The organism is Acinetobacter sp. WU_MDCI_Abxb74 (assembly GCF_025513915.1).
GTDB lineage: Bacteria > Pseudomonadota > Gammaproteobacteria > Pseudomonadales > Moraxellaceae > Acinetobacter > Acinetobacter calcoaceticus_C.
This window is the reverse complement of record NZ_JAHPRP010000014.1, coordinates 19,080-34,190: the sequence shown is the minus strand read 5'-3', so window position 1 is coordinate 34,190 and position 15,111 is coordinate 19,080. Positions and strand designations below refer to the sequence as shown.

The following is a 15,111-nucleotide window of genomic DNA, read 5'->3' as shown; positions in this document are numbered from 1 at the left end:
CAAAGGTTGAGGGAAATGAATCTATTGCATGAACTTTCTTTATAACCTATTTAGTGATCAAGATGTAGATGAGCTATTAAAAATAAAATGAATTTTCAGTATAGTTACATGCTGATTTAATGTTCTATTTGTACTAAAAGAATTGAAACCTATATCCCACGTTCAAGCAGTGGTAAACTGTAAACCATAAGGTAATACAACACTTTGGATATTTCATGCTAGAAACTTTATTACAGGCCATTCTGGAACAAATTGATGAGCCTAAAAAAGATTTGGAAAAAAATTTACGTGCATTATTAAATGAAGCAGTCGAGAAGTTAGACCTTGTTTCCAGACAAGAGATTGACCGCCAAAAGACCGCACTTCAATCGGCTAACCAACGTTTAGCAGAGCTACAAAAACAAGTGGAACTATTAGAAGAAAATTTAAAGAACAAAAAATAAGCACCAATGTAGCGCACTTATACTTTACAACGATTAAAAATGAAGCACCATAATGGAACAATAAGATGTCTTTTTCTAAAATTTATACACGGGGACTTTTGGGTTTACATGCACCTCTCATTGAAGTAGAGGTCCATGTGAGTCAAGGCTTACCTTCTCTTACCATTGTAGGCCTAGCAGAAGCGGCCGTAAAAGAAAGTAAAGACCGAGTTCGTTCAGCAATTATTAACAGTGGATTTCAATTCCCGACTAAGCGACTGACCATTAATCTTGCCCCCGCAGATTTGCCCAAAGATGGGTCACGTCTAGATTTACCGATTGCTGTAGGCATTTTAATTGCCTCTGGTCAACTTCCTGAAAACTGTGCCGAAGATTTTGAATTAATTGGCGAATTAGCGTTGGATGGTCATGTAAGGCCAGTGTCAGGTACTTTAACTTTGGCAATGGCGTGTCAACAGGCCAAGCATAAAATGCTTTTACCTCTCGATAATAGTCAGGATATTAGCCATTTACCTGACTTTAAATGTTATCCAGTGAGCCATTTAAAAGATGTCTGTGAACATTTTCTGGGCACAAAATCTCTATCTTCGATTGAACCGTCAACTACATCAAATCAAATGCCTTATAAATTTGACCTTGCAGATGTAAAAGGTCAGCTACGCCCACGCCGCGCACTCGAAATTGCTGCTGCTGGGGGGCACTCCTTACTTTTTAAAGGACCACCCGGCACCGGTAAAACTTTACTCGCCTCAAGGCTCCCTTCAATTTTGCCGCCTCTTTCTAATCAAGAAACACTTGAAGTTGCAAGCATTTACTCTATTTCAAATACGTCTCATACGTTTGGTCAGCGACCCTTTCGAGCGCCCCATCATACAGCATCAGCGATTGCACTCGTTGGGGGCGGTTCTCACCCTAAACCGGGCGAAATTACATTATCGCATTTAGGCGTGCTCTTTTTAGATGAACTTCCCGAGTTTGATAGAAAAGTACTAGAAGTTTTACGTCAGCCGCTTGAGTCTAAAGAAATCATTATTTCACGAGCAGCTCGGCAAATTACTTACCCAGCTAACTTCCAACTGATTGCAGCAATGAACCCCTGCCCATGTGGTTATGCATTTAACCAAGATAGTCGTTGTCAATGTTCACCCGAGAGTATTAAGCGCTATCAAAACCGTATATCGGGACCTTTACTTGACCGTATCGATTTACATATTGATGTGCCACCATTAAAGGCACAGGAACTGCAAGATCCAACGCCGACTGAAGACTCTACAGCAGTGCGACAGCGCGTGATTTCTGCTTATGAACAACAAATGCAAAGACAAGATTGTTTAAATCAAGCGCTTTCGCCGAAGCAGCTAGAACAACATGCTGTACTTGATAGTACTTCTCAACGAATGATTGAAATGGCTCAACAACGTTTAAATTTATCGGCCCGCGCTTATCATCGTGTTTTACGCGTTGCTCGTACCATTGCCGATTTAGCTCAAAGTGAAGTGATTCAAAGTTCTCACCTTACAGAAGCATTATCCTATCGAGGAAATAGTTAACAAATGAAAAAACAGCGGATAATGAGTCCGCTGTTTTTTCATATTTATATGAGTTGTTAATTAAAGAATTTATTACTGCCTATATAAAAAGGCAAAGGGGATGCTATGAAAATTTTGGCTATATCCGGCAGTGCAAGAGAGGTATCTACAAATACAGCGCTATTGCGAGCAATGAAAGATATAGCACCGTCCAGTATTAAATTTTCAATTTTTGATCAAATTAATACTTTGCCTATCTTTTCCCCGGATGATGAGGGAGAAAAAACGCCTGCTGTAGTAGAAGAATTTATCAAATCTGTTTCTGCCTCAGATGGCATTATCATCTCAAGTCCTGAATATATCCGTTGTATTCCAGGCGGTCTCAAAAATGCAATTGACTGGATGGTTTCCCGCACCGAAATCATAGACAAGCCTATCGTTCTAGTTCATGCATCTAGCCGCGGCGACGATATGCTGGTTTCTTTAAGAAGAGTCCTGTCGACTGTTAGCAGTAATTTTTTTGAAGATTTATTTTTACGGATCTCTCTTCTTAGCAAATCTCCTGAACAAATTATTGAGATGCTACAAACTGAACAATATAAATCACAAATTACGCTTTTTTTGCTTAGCTTTGTCTCAGAGATTCAAAAGTATCAAGATCAATTAGAGTGAACTTTTCATCGTGTTTTACAATTAGTGCAGATCATTGCCGATTTGGCTCAAAGTGATGTAATTCAAATCTCTCATCTTACAACAGCGCTGTCTTATCAGAGATAATCAGTACTAAGATTAGAACAAAGGATTATGAGTCCGTTGTTCTTTTATTAAGAACCTCATTTAACTTCTCGATTAAAGAAGTGATTTCTTGCTCGGATAAAGCTGCAAAGCCAAAGCGAATACAACGATTAGAAGAATCATCCCGTCTAAACTTATGCTCTGTATCCATGTTGAGTTCGTCTAATTTTAAGGCTTGCTCTTTAGTAAAAGATTTCTGGAATTTCACCCATAAAGCCATTCCACCTGCTGGAGGTTGAATCTGGACATCACCTGAAAAAACTCTGCTAAATTCAGTTAAGGCATGGTCACGGCGTAACTGATATATTTTTTTCATTTTACGAATATGTCGTTTGATTTCACCGCGCTGCATTAAATCTGCTAAAGCAAGTTCCGTAATATTATTACCTTGTCGATCGATCAATAAAATATCTTCGGTAATGGATTGAATAACTGATGCAGATGCCACGATGTATCCCAAACGAATACCGGGTGCAAAGACCTTAGATAATGAGCCAACATGAATGACTAGCTCAGAATGAGGCAAACTCGCTAAGGGTGGCATAGGCCGACTGTCATAGTGGAATTCGTGGTCATAGTCGTCTTCAATAACATAAAAACCCCATTTTTTTGAAAGTTCTAAGAGCTGAAGACGGCGACTCATTGGCATCGTGACTGTTGTAGGATATTGATGATGCGGAGTTGTATAAATGGCAGCAACTGAGTGTTCTTGTAAAATCTGTTCCAGGTCTTCAATGACAATACCCTGTTCATCTAATTTGACAGAAACGACCTGAAACCCATTTGACTCAAACGCTTTAAAAGCAGAGGGATAATACAGCTCTTCAACTACAATCACTTCCTGCCGACTTGGCAATGCACGGGATGCAAGAAAAATTCCCATCTGGCTGCCACGTACAATACAAATCTTATCTTCGGCAACACTCATAAAACGTTCCATCGACAACATTTTTTGCAAGGCTTGTCTTAACTCAATCATACCTTGGGGGTTTCCATAACCCATGTACTGGTTTTGGGTGATTTTAATTAATGCATGCCGATATGCTCTCGAAAATAACTCATACGGAATAAGCCTTGGGTCAGGCACACCATCGTTGTGTGGATATAAAGCAACTTCTTGAATAATTGGCTTATCATCAACTTTTCGCTCATTTACGGGCTCTATTTTGAGCTGCTTTTCCGGCAAAATATCTGCCACAAATGTGCCTTTTCGAGGACGAGTCACAAGCCAGCCTTGCGCCTCTAATTCTTCATAGACTGCTTGTACTGTTTTTCTATTAATTCCCAATTCTTTTGACAAGCTACGAGACCCGGGCAACATAGTCCCTTGCACCAAGCGACCACTTAAAATCTCCTGACTAATCAAGTTGGTCAGTTTTAAAAAAACTGTTTTTTCTTCTCTTTCATCGATACGGAAATGTATTTGCCAAGGTCTTAGCATATTCGCCCCATCTGGACCATATAATTTGTAAAAACTGGATGTATTGATTCACCCAGTTGTTTTCTATTCTGCCTTCACCTACTTAATTTGGTCAACTGGACTGGAGAAGAGATGAAGACTGCTTCTGTAAACAAACAAGATCTGATGCAACATGCACAGCAAGACATGCAAAAGTGGATTAGCGATTCAGATTTAACTGATCGCCAAAAGCTTGCACTCACTTGTCGTATTTTATTTGATCATGGCCATGATGTTGGTTTAGCGGGCCAAATTACATGTCGTGGTGAAACCGAAGATTCCTTTATTACTCAACGTTTTGGTTTAGGCTTTGATGAAATTACTGCCTCAAACTTGCTTGAGGTTAATCAAGATTTAGAACCAATCAATCAAGGAGGAATGGCAAACCCAGCCAACCGTTTTCATACGTGGATTTATAAAGAACACCCAGAAGTGAACTGCATTATCCACACGCATCCTACCCATGTAGCAGCACTCTCCATGCTACAGATTCCACTCATGATTTCCCAAATGGATGTTTGCGCACTCTACGAAGACTGCTCGTTTGTAGGTCATTGGCCAGGTGTTCCTATAGGTAACGAAGAAGGCATTTTGATTTCTTCTGCTCTGGGTAAAAACCGTACTGTTTTATTGTCTCACCATGGCCAATTGGTCACAGGTAAAACCATCGAAGAAGCATGCAACTTGGCTCTTTTAATTGAGCGTGCAGCTCAACTGCAACTGCTAGCGATGTCTGCCGGACAAATTCAGCCTATCCCTCACGATTTGGCCACAGAAGCTCATGACTGGGTATCTACCGACAAACGTAACAAAGTGAACTTTGCTTATTACGCACGTAAAGCTTTGAAAAAACATTCCGACTGCATTTAAAAAGAGACTTCTACCATGAAACTAAACGGTATTATTGGCTACCCTGTCACCCCATTTTCTAATGACAACACCATTAACATTGCAGTTTTAAAGCAGATGCTCGATTTACTTATCGAAAATGGCTGTGATGCCATCGCACCTTTAGGCAGTACTGGTGAAAGCGCTTATCTTGAATGGGATGAATGGTGCTTAGTGGCTAAAACTTCAATTGAAAGCATCAATAAACGTTTGCCTGTCATTATTGGGATTTCTGAACTCACAACAGATCAAGCAATCAAAAAGGCCCAAATCGCGCAAAGCTATGGTGCAGATGCACTGATGATCATTCCTGTATCGTACTGGAAACTAACAGATCAAGAGATTTTTGAGTATTACCAAGCGATTGCTAAAGCGACGACTCTACCAATTATGATGTATAACAACCCTGCAACCAGTGGTATTGATATGTCCCCAGAGTTAATCGTGCGTATGTTTAATCAGATTCCAAACATTACGATGGTGAAAGAAAGTAGCGGTGATATTCAGCGTATGCATAAAATTTATGAGCTTTCAAAAGGTGAACTACCGTTTTATAACGGTTGTAATCCTCTAGCTTTAGAAGCTTTATGTGCAGGAGCAAGCGGTTGGTGTACGGCAGCACCGAACCTGTTAGGTCAACGACCTCAACAGCTCATTGAATATATAAAAAATGGTGAATTGGAACAGGCCCAAAAGTTATTTTATCAGCAACTTCCTCTACTACGCTTTATTGTAAATGGTGGTTTACCTAAAATGATTAAAGCTGGTTTAGAACTAAAAGGTGTCTCTGCGGGCTTACCACGCAAGCCACTGTCTAAAGCTGCGGATATTGAGCTTACCCAGTTAAAACAGCTACTTTCTGAAATAGAAAACTAATAAAAAAGCGGGTTTACTCACCCGCTTTTTTTACAACAAAACTTAGAATGTTTTAGTTAAACTAAACACTAAGCCTGTGTCATAAGGTTTTTTACCAGCATCGGACATACCAGAAGTGCTAATGTCTGTACCCACAACATCTAGTTCAGCAACAATACCCAAGATATTATAGTTTACGCCAACTTTATAATCGATATAGCTATCGTCTTCACCTGGTCCACCCGCAACTACAAGTAAAGAGTCTTTATTTTTTAGTTTGTTATAGCCAACTGAAGCAAGTCCTGTGAAGCCTGTATCTGCAATTGGTGCTGAATAACCTACGTTAAAATACCAGAACTCATCAGAGTGACCCCAATAATCATCTGAGTAGCTTACGCCCACACTAAGTGCATCACCTTTAAATAAAGAATCAGCAAAAGTTAATTTTCCATAAAACTCGGTAAAGTCAAAACCAGTATCCCCATTATATGGGTTAGTAAATTTTGAGTCAGAACCAATATAGCCATAATGAATTACACCTACATCATAAGTTGGTGCAAGCGTATCAGACAGTTTTAATGTATTGGTATAACCTAAAGAGATATCGGTTTCAGTTGAAACACCTGGTGTATTAAAGTCAACGCTTGAACCCCATAGCGCGACATAGGCACCTGACTTATGAGAAAAAGTAAAACCACCTTGAATAGCTGGGTTATTTGATGATTGTGTAACACCGCGGAAGCGGTAGTCTGTAGTTGCCGCTACACTACCTGTTGCTGTAATACCATAAAAAGATGGTGCTTCTTCAGCCATAGCCATGGTTGAACCAGCTGCGAAAATACCAAGACCTAAGGTCTTAAGTGCAAATTTCATCATTTTGATCTCCCCCATAATGAATGCACGATTTATGTATATAAAACACATTGTGTTACTTTAGCTTTAGCAATTGCTGTGCCAAGTTCATATTTCCGCTCTCTAAACATCATCAATATTGAAATCAAAATATCTCTACAATAAAATTTCCATTTAGTTTTTATAAAAATATATTTATAAAAAACAATATTATAAAACAATACTTCTATCCAGTTAAAAAAGAGCAACATAAGAAAACACCTTGTCGGAAATAAATTAGCGACATCAGCAGTATCTATTTACTCAATGTAAAATTTCTATTTAAACTTAAATAAGAGATATAAAAATTACGTAAATTTCTTAAAGCTGGCTTTTAATGATCTGTGAATGGGCATTTCTTTTAATTAAATTTCTTTATTTTTTCTGTTTTAAAAATTATGAACTATTTTGGGTCTTTTTTAAGCGACAATATAAGAAAAAAGACTCATGCACAAAATCCATGCAAATATCGCACTAATTTTGATCAACCTAATTAAATTCTATGGGCTTATTATAGTGATCTATTTTTGTACATCAGGCTTTAAAATAATGTTATATAGTAACACTTTAGAAAGTATTCAAATAAATGGTCGAAAAAAGAAACTTAAAAATGAGATTAAAAAGTAAACATATCCACCAAAAAAGATCAAAAAATAAACACAAGAATCAACTATTTTTTGAGCTTTGAATACAAAATAAATGGTAAAAATCCACTAAAAAATAAATTACTTTTTCTATTTTAAACAATACATTAAGTATAAAAGCTTTATACTAAATTTAGCTAATAACCAGTAACACATTAATCAATTTCTGCATAGCATATATAAAATAAAATCAACAAAAATATATCTTTTTTATAGATTACTTATACAATTGATGGAAATCCTAGGCCCTGAACAATAACAAGGCACAGGATTTATCGTTTTTATGAGGTTCTTTAAATATGCTAAATGCACAAAAACTTACATTAGCAGTTCTCATTTCTGCGGCAATAATTTCCTCAGCTCAGGCAAGCGAGCAAAGTGAGGCAAAAGGATTTGTTGAAGATGCGAACGGTTCTATTCTCTTCCGTACAGGTTACATCAGCCGTGATAAAAAAAATGGCGTGGATGACACCAGTTCATTTGCTCAAACAGCAATCGTAAATATTGATTCTGGCTTTACCCCTGGTATTGTTGGTTTCGGTGTTGGCGTTGTTGGTGATGGTTCATTTAAAATTGGCGAAAATAATAACGCTGGTAATAACATGATTCCACGTGAAACTGGGCTTAAAGATGGAAAATTAACTAAAGGTGCTGGTGATTCTTACGATCATTGGGCTCGTGGTGGTGGTAACGTAAAAGCACGTTTCTCGAACACAACAGTACGTTACGGTACTCAAGTACTTGATTTACCAGTTCTGGCAAGTAACACAGCGCGTTTAGTGCCTGAATACTTTACAGGTACTTTATTAACCAGCCATGAAATTAAAGATTTAGAAGTTATTGCTGGTAAATTCACTAAAAATCAATATTCTGATCAAGTGAGTACCGACGGCCGTCATCTCGACCGTGCAATCGTTTGGGGCGCTAAATACAAGTTTGATGATAATTTAAATGCATCTTACTATGGTTTAGATAGTAAGGATAAACTTGAACGCCACTATCTTAATGTAAACTATAAACAGCCTTTGGCTAATGACAGTTCATTAACTTACGATTTTAGTGGTTATCATACTAAGTTTGATGAAGGTGCTTCTACTTATTCACAAACTACTGATGACCTATCTAATCGTAAAAACAATATTTGGGCAATCTCTACAGCCTATAATACTGGCCCACATAATATTATGGTTGCTTACCAACAAAACAGTGGTAATGTTGGTTATGACTATGGTGAAAATGCTGATGGTGGTCAAAGTATTTATTTGCCAAACTCGTACCTGTCTGACTTTATCGGTAACGATGAAAAATCTGCACAAATCCAATATAGTCTCGACTTTGGTAAATTAGGTGTATTACCTGGTCTAAACTGGACAACTGCATTTGTATACGGTTGGGACATCAAAGTTAAAGGTTTAACTGATGATGCTGAAGAACACGAATTCTTTAATCAAGTGAAATATACAGTTCAAAGCGGTTTTGCTAAAGATGCAAGCCTTCGTATTCGTAACTCATACTACCGCGCAAGCGATGCTTACCAATCTAATGCGTACATCGGTGATACCAATGAATGGCGTTTATTCCTTGATATTCCTGTGAAATTATTCTAATTCATAGATCTATCAAGCATAAAAAAACCTACGTCTGGCAACAGATGTAGGTTTTTTATTAAGCTCAGAATATCAATTAAGAAATTCTGAGCCTTATCAATTAAAGCTTATTTAGCAGCTTCAATTGCTTTTAATACTTCTGCTTTAGCAACATCAGCACCTTCCCAACCACTGATTTTTACCCACTTACCTGGCTCTAAATCTTTATAGTGACTGAAGAAATGCTCAACTTGGCTAATCAATAGCGGAGGAAGATCTGTATATTCCTTCACATCTTTATAAAGTGGAGACAATTTTTCGTGTGGAACAGCGATTAATTTCGCATCGATACCACCATCATCTTCCATTTTTAATTTGCCCACTGGACGGCAACGAATTACAGAGCCAGCAGCAACAGGATGTGGAGTTACAACAAGTACGTCTAACGGGTCGCCATCTTCAGACAAAGTATTTGGAACATAGCCATAGTTTGCTGGATAGAACATTGCTGTGCCCATGAAACGGTCTACAAACAATGCATCAGAATCTTTGTCGATTTCATATTTAATTGGTGCTGCATTTGCAGGAATTTCAATGATGACATAGATGTCATTTGGGGCATCTTTACCTGCAGGGATATCGCTGTAACTCATATCAATACTCTTTCGTTATGAAGTCAGATGTAAAATCCACTCGATTATAACGTGGATATCATCAAAATGATGCCGATTATACAATGCGCACACGCGAAAGTTGATATGAATGATGACAGAATGACACTCAAGTCAGTTTAATCGTGACCACAAGTAAGAAGATTGGACACAATATAGATAAGAACCAGACAATCGAGCGTAAAGTTGCCCAGTTACTTAAATAGCAGATCCCATAAATGACTCTTAAAATAATATATGCCCAACCTAATCTCAGAATAAAATATTCCGGAACGACCATATATTCAGCCATTAAAATAGCCGTTAAGAATAAAGGTAGGCTTTCAAAACTATTTTGTTGTACGGCATTAGCGCGAGCAGCCAAACCAGTTGTTTTGGCAAAAAAAGCTCTCGGGTTTTGATTATCGGCAGGCTGAAAACCACCTGTAATTTTTGCAATTGCGGTAAATGCATATGGCAGTAAACATGCCACTAAAATAATATAGATAATGCCGCTGATGCCCTGCATAGTGCCATCCATCACTGAAAATACTGTTGATCATGCTATCATAACATTGCGTTTTTACCTGAAATTTTATGCAATCACTTGTCATCACTGATTAATAGGGCCATGTATGCAACAACCTGATCAAAAAGAATTGTTTGAAGTCTTGGATAAGCAAAAACAGAATCAACTTCAGATAGATCGCATATTAAAGATCGTACTCCCTATTGTCGCTTTTTTATTGAGTGTAATTTGTGCAAATTTGAATTGGCAATCTACACTTGGCACCTTTGTTATTTTAACAATTACCTTTATTGCTGTCGGTATTAAACGATTTCCTTTATGGCACTGGCTCATTGTGATTACGATATATTGCTTAGCAGATAATTATTTAAGTTATGGTCAGCTTGATTTAACTCACCTACGCCTGCAACTCGGCACAATGCTGGTTTTTGTTGGGATGGTCGGAATTGGACGCCCTTATATAGACCGCTGGTTTATGAAAAGTCAAAAAATATAAAATAAAAAAAGCGCCTTAGGGCGCTTTTTTTATTAACTGATTAAGCTGGTTTACGTAAGTCTTTACGTAAAATTTTGCCTACATTCGATTTTGGTAATTCATCCATAAACTCAACGTAACGAGGACGTTTATATCCTGTTAAGTTCTCTTTAGCGAAGCTCAAAACTTCTTCAGTCGTTAAGCTTTGATCTTTTTTCACAATAAAGAGTTTTGGCACTTCACCTGATTTTTCATCTGGAACACCAATTGCTGCAACTTCCAATACTTTTGGATGTTTAGCAATAACTTCTTCGATTTCACTTGGGTAAACGTTAAAGCCAGAAACCAAAATCATATCTTTTTTACGATCTACAATTTTTGTATATCCACGGCTATCCATAACACCGATATCACCCGTACGGAAGAAACCATCTGCTGTCATGACTTTAGCTGTCTCATCAGGACGATTCCAGTAGCCTTTCATCACTTGAGGTCCACGAATCGAGATTTCGCCTTGCTCACCTAAAGCAACTTCTTTACCGTCATCATCTAGAATAGTTACTTCTGTTAAAGGTAACGGAATACCAATGGTGCCACTAAACTCAGTAGAAGCAGGTGGATTTGCAGTTGCTACCGGTGAAGTTTCAGACAAACCATAGCCTTCAATAATGGTTGTGCCAGTAATTTTCTTCCAAGCTTCCGCTGTAGAAGGTAAAACTGCCATACCACCGCCCATCGCCATTTTTAACTTGCTATGGTCAAGTTGTCTAAACTCTTCATTATTTACCAATGCATTAAATAATGTATTTACAGCCGGGAAGAAAGATGGCTGATATTTACGTAACTCATTAATCACTGCTGGCAAATCACGAGGGTTCGGAATCAAGATATTTGCCTGACCTTTATACATACCGTACATCGCACAAACCATGAATGCAAAAATATGATAAAGCGGCAATGCACAAACAATACGGTCGCCTTTAGCGCCATCGTTTGCTCCAAATTTACTTTGGAAAATACCATCACACTGAAGTAAGTTTGCTACAAGATTACGATGAGTAAGCTCTGCACCTTTTGAAACACCCGTTGTACCCCCAGTATATTGAAGTACAGCAGTATCACTTAAAGTTAAAGTCGGACGCTTATAATTGCTCGAATTTTCTTTATTTAATGCTGAATTAAATTTAACGTGGCCCGGAATATTCCAAGCTGGAATTTGCTTACGTACTTTACGTAATACAAAGTTCACCAAAGTACCTTTGAGTGTACCGAGCATATCTCCTACTGACGCAACTACAACATGCTTCACTGGAGTTTTACCTAAAATGCTTTGGTAAACACTGGCAAAGTTCTCAATAATCACGAGTACTTCCGCGCCTGAGTCATTTAACTGATGCTCAAGCTCACGTGCCGTATAAAGCGGATTGACGTTCACTAAAACTAAGCCCGCACGTAGAACTGCCAATGCCACCACAGGATACTGCAATACATTTGGCATCATTACTGCAACACGAGTGCCTTTTGCTAACCCCAAATTTTGCAAATAGGTCGCGAACTTACGGCTTGCAAGTTCTAACTCGTTAAATGACATCGCTTTATCCATGAAGATAAAGGCATCACGAGAACCAAATTTTTGGAAATTACTCTCAAAAATATCAACAAGTGAGGTATTTTCCGCAGGCAATGCTACTGTTTCTGGAATCCCTGTTTTTTGGTATTCTGCAAACCAAATTTTTTCCATAATGCCATTATCTCCGATTCGTAATCCTTAGTAATAACTGTTATTCAATGCCCCAGCTATTCTTTAGCTTCTTGGTGCCAGAACATATTTAAAACTTATTGGCACATTCATGACACTTTCGAACACGATTATGAGACAGAAATTTTGACAATTTCACCCTGTCAATTTTTGTATGGAGTACAAATTACGTACTCCAAATTGCTGCCCTTTTAATCATTATTCAATACCAACAAGTTCAGTTCATTGCTTGAACATGTTGCCATATATAGCGTATTTATGTTGCCCGACGCTAGCTTTATCTCTGAATCAACAGTTTATTTGCTTTTTGATATCCACGTGGTAAGAGCTGACCTTTTGATGCACGTTTACCCATGTATTTTTGTAGATCATCACCTTTTAATTTTAAATGTTGTTGACCTGCAACCACCTGAATTATTTCATCTAAGTTCAGGGTTGTCATGGATAAAATTTGCTCTTTCGCTTCAAGTTGTATCAACTTATTACCTTTACCCTTATTTAAGTTCGGCAGTTCTGCTAAATCAATAATTAACAGGCGTCCTGCTGAGCTGAGCACGGCTAAATGTGACATGTTTTGGGTAGGAATTAATGGTAAAGCTTTTGATTTCTCAGGTACTGATAAAAAGGTTTTACCCGCTTTGGCATTAGTATCTAATTGTTTGGTTTGAGTTTTAAAACCATAACCTGATGAACTGGCCGCAATAAGTTCAGCTTCTTCATCTTCTAGATAAACCTGAATAAATGACACACCACTTGCAGGTGCCAATTTTGAGCTTAATGGCTCGCCCAAGCCTCTTGCTGATGGCAAGCTACTTATTGGTAAGGCATAACTACGTCCAGTTTCATCAAGGAAATAAATCCGTTGGTTAGTCTTACCCACGACATGACTTAAATATTGATCTCCAGCACGGTAGTTTAATTTTTCTGCATCGACATCCGCACCTTTCGCGGCACGAATCCAACCTGCTTCAGATAAAACGACTGTGACTGTTTCTGCCGGTACTAAGTCTTGTTCTTTAATCTGCACAGCTTCAGATCGCGCTACAATTGGGGAACGACGTTCATCACCAAACTTTTTAGCGTCTTCTTTTAATTCACCGATAATCAGGTTTTTTAAAGATTCAGGATTTTCCAATTGCTCACGAATAATCGCTGCTTTTGCTGCAAGTTCATTCTGCTCTTGACGGATTTCCATCTCTTCAAGTTTTGCTAAATGACGTAACTTCAGTTCTAAAATTGCTTCTGCCTGCACTTCATCAATCTTGAAGTGCTCCATCAACACAGGTTTGGGCTGATCTTCTTCACGAATAATGCGAATAACTGTATCTATATCAAGATAAGCAATTAAAAGACCTTCCAAAATATGGAGGCGTTTTTCAATTCGGTTTAAATGATATTCTAAACGGCGAGTCACCGTTTTTTTACGGATTTCGATCCATTCGAGCAAAATACGGCGAATAGATTTAACCTGAGGGCGACCATCTTCCCCAATCATGTTTAAATTAACACGATAGCTTGATTCTAAATCTGTGGTCGCAAATAAGTGACTCATCACCGCTTCAGCATCAATACGATTAGAACGGAGTACAATCACTAACCGCGTTGGGTTCTCATGATCTGACTCATCACGTATATCCACCACCAATGGTAGCTTCTTGGCCTGCATTTGATCGGCAATTTGAGTAATGACCTTAGAGCCGGATACTTGATAAGGCAATTCAGTAATTACGATTTCATTTTTTTCAACGGCATATACCGCTCGCATGCGGTAACTACCACGACCAGTAGTCTGAATCTTGAGTAACTCTTCAGGCGGAGTAATAATTTCAGCTTTTGTTGGCAAATCTGGCGCTGGAATATATTCGGCCAATTTTTCATCTGAAGTTTGTGGGTTACGAATTAAGGCAATTGTTCCCTTAATCACCTCACGTAAGTTATGCGGCGGAATATCGGTTGCCATCCCGACAGCAATACCTGTTGTGCCGTTGAGTAGAATATTAGGCACACGTGCTGGCAATGTAATAGGTTCTTTTAATGAACCATCAAAGTTATCTTGCCATTCACTTGTACCTTGGCCTAATTCACCAAGCAATAACTCACTATAAGCCGAAAGTTTGGCTTCGGTATAACGCATTGCAGCAAAGGATTTAGGGTCATCAGGTGAACCCCAGTTACCTTGTCCTTCAATTAAAGGATAACGATAACTAAACGGCTGAGCCATTAATACCATCGCTTCATAACATGCCGAGTCGCCATGAGGATGATATTTACCGAGTACATCACCTACTGTACGCGCTGATTTTTTTGGCTTACCACTATTTTTCAAGCCTAATTCGCTCATGGCAAAGACAATACGGCGCTGTACAGGCTTTAAACCATCACTGATATGCGGCAATGCACGGTCCATGATGACGTACATGGCATAATTCAGGTAAGCCTGTTCAGTAAATTCGGCTACAGAGCGGTTTTCTGTCGCTTGATGCGCAAGGCTGGTCATAGTCAGCTTATCTTCCAAATCAGTCGTTATTTTAAATGAGTCTTATGCTAAGTGGGCTATGTTACAGACACAAGAGGGAGTCTGTCACCTGAGCGTCAAATTATGTCTCAT

At 38.5% G+C, this 15,111-nt stretch carries 13 protein-coding genes and 1 pseudogene; 8 read left to right on the top strand and 6 right to left on the bottom strand.

The genetic code is table 11. The annotated features are described in order from the left end of the window. Positions 1-215 precede the first annotated feature (215 nt). The 4 genes and pseudogenes from KTH84_RS17440 to KTH84_RS17425 form a co-directional block, all read left to right on the top strand. Positions 216-443, top strand: a complete 228-nt coding sequence (locus KTH84_RS17440; RefSeq protein WP_262474474.1) for an accessory factor UbiK family protein — start codon at positions 216-218, stop codon at positions 441-443. A gap of 65 nt (positions 444-508) precedes the next feature. Further along, positions 509-1,993 carry a YifB family Mg chelatase-like AAA ATPase gene (locus KTH84_RS17435; RefSeq protein ID WP_262474473.1) on the top strand — a complete coding sequence of 495 codons (1,485 nt, stop codon included), beginning with the start codon at positions 509-511 and terminating at the stop codon, positions 1,991-1,993. A gap of 105 nt (positions 1,994-2,098) precedes the next feature. Beyond that, positions 2,099-2,644 (top strand): NADPH-dependent FMN reductase, encoded by a 546-nt coding sequence (locus KTH84_RS17430; RefSeq protein ID WP_262474472.1) that lies wholly within the window; start codon positions 2,099-2,101, stop codon positions 2,642-2,644. Between the two features lie 15 nt (positions 2,645-2,659). After that, positions 2,660-2,749: pseudogene (locus KTH84_RS17425) on the top strand (hypothetical protein); the annotation flags it as partial. A 25-nt stretch (positions 2,750-2,774) separates the two neighbouring features. Here the strand turns inward: KTH84_RS17425 and KTH84_RS17420 are convergent. Further along, complete coding sequence (locus KTH84_RS17420; protein WP_262474470.1) at positions 2,775-4,208, bottom strand: PLP-dependent aminotransferase family protein; 1,434 nt, start codon at positions 4,206-4,208, stop codon at positions 2,775-2,777. Between the two features lie 111 nt (positions 4,209-4,319). Between KTH84_RS17420 and KTH84_RS17415 the strand changes: the two genes are divergently transcribed. Then, positions 4,320-5,096, top strand: coding sequence for an aldolase (locus KTH84_RS17415; RefSeq protein WP_262474468.1), 777 nt, complete (start codon positions 4,320-4,322; stop codon positions 5,094-5,096). A 15-nt stretch (positions 5,097-5,111) separates the two neighbouring features. Next, entirely contained in the window at positions 5,112-5,990 is an 879-nt protein-coding gene (locus tag KTH84_RS17410) for a dihydrodipicolinate synthase family protein (RefSeq protein WP_262474467.1), read from the top strand. 42 nt (positions 5,991-6,032) lie between these two features. Here KTH84_RS17410 and KTH84_RS17405 read toward each other — a convergent pair whose 3' ends face one another. Continuing rightward, entirely contained in the window at positions 6,033-6,845 is an 813-nt protein-coding gene (locus KTH84_RS17405; protein WP_197730948.1) for a TorF family putative porin, read from the bottom strand. A 958-nt stretch (positions 6,846-7,803) separates the two neighbouring features. Here KTH84_RS17405 and KTH84_RS17400 point away from each other — a divergent pair. Continuing rightward, positions 7,804-9,111 carry an OprD family porin gene (locus KTH84_RS17400; protein ID WP_262474464.1) on the top strand — a complete coding sequence of 436 codons (1,308 nt, stop codon included), beginning with the start codon at positions 7,804-7,806 and terminating at the stop codon, positions 9,109-9,111. 107 nt (positions 9,112-9,218) lie between these two features. On the opposite strand, the gene ppa is transcribed toward KTH84_RS17400, so the two are convergent. After that, positions 9,219-9,743 carry an inorganic diphosphatase gene (ppa, locus tag KTH84_RS17395; protein WP_003654399.1) on the bottom strand — a complete coding sequence of 175 codons (525 nt, stop codon included), beginning with the start codon at positions 9,741-9,743 and terminating at the stop codon, positions 9,219-9,221. 127 nt (positions 9,744-9,870) lie between these two features. Beyond that, positions 9,871-10,269: an MAPEG family protein gene (locus tag KTH84_RS17390; protein ID WP_003654397.1), complete on the bottom strand. Its 399-nt coding sequence runs from the start codon at positions 10,267-10,269 to the stop codon at positions 9,871-9,873. A 106-nt stretch (positions 10,270-10,375) separates the two neighbouring features. Between KTH84_RS17390 and KTH84_RS17385 the strand changes: the two genes are divergently transcribed. Next, the gene (locus tag KTH84_RS17385) at positions 10,376-10,765 is read left to right on the top strand and encodes a hypothetical protein (protein ID WP_262474459.1); all 390 of its coding nucleotides are present in this window, start codon (positions 10,376-10,378) and stop codon (positions 10,763-10,765) included. 40 nt (positions 10,766-10,805) lie between these two features. On the opposite strand, the gene KTH84_RS17380 is transcribed toward KTH84_RS17385, so the two are convergent. Together KTH84_RS17380 and parC are read right to left on the bottom strand one after the other, a co-directional pair. Then, positions 10,806-12,485: a long-chain-fatty-acid--CoA ligase gene (locus KTH84_RS17380; RefSeq protein WP_202743732.1), complete on the bottom strand. Its 1,680-nt coding sequence runs from the start codon at positions 12,483-12,485 to the stop codon at positions 10,806-10,808. 295 nt (positions 12,486-12,780) lie between these two features. Continuing rightward, positions 12,781-15,000, bottom strand: a complete 2,220-nt coding sequence (gene parC, locus KTH84_RS17375) for a DNA topoisomerase IV subunit A (protein ID WP_262474457.1) — start codon at positions 14,998-15,000, stop codon at positions 12,781-12,783. Positions 15,001-15,111 lie beyond the last annotated feature (111 nt).

Coding starts and splice junctions, on each gene's coding strand:
- KTH84_RS17420 (WP_262474470.1), bottom strand. CDS start 4,208: ATGCTAAGACCTTGGCAAATACATTTCCGTATCGATGAAAGAGAAGAA.
- parC (WP_262474457.1), bottom strand. CDS start 15,000: ATGACCAGCCTTGCGCATCAAGCGACAGAAAACCGCTCTGTAGCCGAA.
- KTH84_RS17405 (WP_197730948.1), bottom strand. CDS start 6,845: ATGATGAAATTTGCACTTAAGACCTTAGGTCTTGGTATTTTCGCAGCT.
- KTH84_RS17390 (WP_003654397.1), bottom strand. CDS start 10,269: ATGCAGGGCATCAGCGGCATTATCTATATTATTTTAGTGGCATGTTTA.
- KTH84_RS17415 (WP_262474468.1), top strand. CDS start 4,320: ATGAAGACTGCTTCTGTAAACAAACAAGATCTGATGCAACATGCACAG.
- KTH84_RS17435 (WP_262474473.1), top strand. CDS start 509: ATGTCTTTTTCTAAAATTTATACACGGGGACTTTTGGGTTTACATGCA.
- KTH84_RS17400 (WP_262474464.1), top strand. CDS start 7,804: ATGCTAAATGCACAAAAACTTACATTAGCAGTTCTCATTTCTGCGGCA.
- KTH84_RS17385 (WP_262474459.1), top strand. CDS start 10,376: ATGCAACAACCTGATCAAAAAGAATTGTTTGAAGTCTTGGATAAGCAA.
- KTH84_RS17430 (WP_262474472.1), top strand. CDS start 2,099: ATGAAAATTTTGGCTATATCCGGCAGTGCAAGAGAGGTATCTACAAAT.
- KTH84_RS17440 (WP_262474474.1), top strand. CDS start 216: ATGCTAGAAACTTTATTACAGGCCATTCTGGAACAAATTGATGAGCCT.
- ppa (WP_003654399.1), bottom strand. CDS start 9,743: ATGAGTTACAGCGATATCCCTGCAGGTAAAGATGCCCCAAATGACATC.
- KTH84_RS17410 (WP_262474467.1), top strand. CDS start 5,112: ATGAAACTAAACGGTATTATTGGCTACCCTGTCACCCCATTTTCTAAT.
- KTH84_RS17380 (WP_202743732.1), bottom strand. CDS start 12,485: ATGGAAAAAATTTGGTTTGCAGAATACCAAAAAACAGGGATTCCAGAA.